At 73.8% G+C, this 565-nt stretch carries 1 protein-coding gene and 1 pseudogene; both read left to right on the top strand.

Annotation, left to right across the window (positions count from 1 at the left end; all coding sequences use genetic code 11):
* A pseudogene (locus G3I71_RS46040) lies at positions 1-256 on the top strand (hypothetical protein); the annotation flags it as partial.
* A gap of 9 nt (positions 257-265) precedes the next feature.
* On the top strand, positions 266-565 hold a 300-nt coding region (locus G3I71_RS46035; protein WP_164324891.1), incomplete at its 3' end, for an exodeoxyribonuclease VII large subunit.

Here is a 565-nt window from a genome sequence, read left to right as displayed (position 1 = left end):
GCTGTTGCACGCCTCGGTGGTGGGCTGGTTCGTGGTGCGGCGCGCGGGGGGTCCGCCGAACTGGTGGAAGCACCTGGTGGTGCCGGTGCTGGGGGCGCTGGTGACCGTCGCCGTGATCGTCGAGGCGTCCTGGGAGGCGCAGGTCGTGGGGGCGGTGTGGCTGGCAGTGGGCCTGGGGGTGCTGGTGGCCCAGCGGGGCCGACGGACCCCCGAACGCTCCGACGGGCCCGGCACCGGTGTCGGCCCCGGCGGCTAGCCTGCCTGCATGGGTCTGAATACGTCGGCTGATGCGCCGCTGCCGGTCGGTCAGGTGTCCCGGCTCATCGGGGGCTGGATCGACCGGCTGGGTCAGGTGTGGGTGGAGGGGCAGATCACGCAGCTGTCCCGGCGGCCGGGCGCGGGGGTGGTCTTCCTGACGCTGCGCGATCCCGCGCACGACATCTCCGTCGGCGTGACCTGCTTCCGGCAGGTCTTCGAGGAGGTCGCGGACGCGGTGACGGAGGGCGCGCGGGTCGTCGTCCTGGCGAAGCCGGAGTGGTACGCCCCGCGCGGGCAGTTGTCCCTG

The organism is Streptomyces sp. SID12501 (assembly GCF_010550245.1).
Taxonomy (GTDB): domain Bacteria; phylum Actinomycetota; class Actinomycetes; order Streptomycetales; family Streptomycetaceae; genus Streptomyces.
This window is presented reverse-complemented; position numbering and strand designations above follow the sequence as displayed.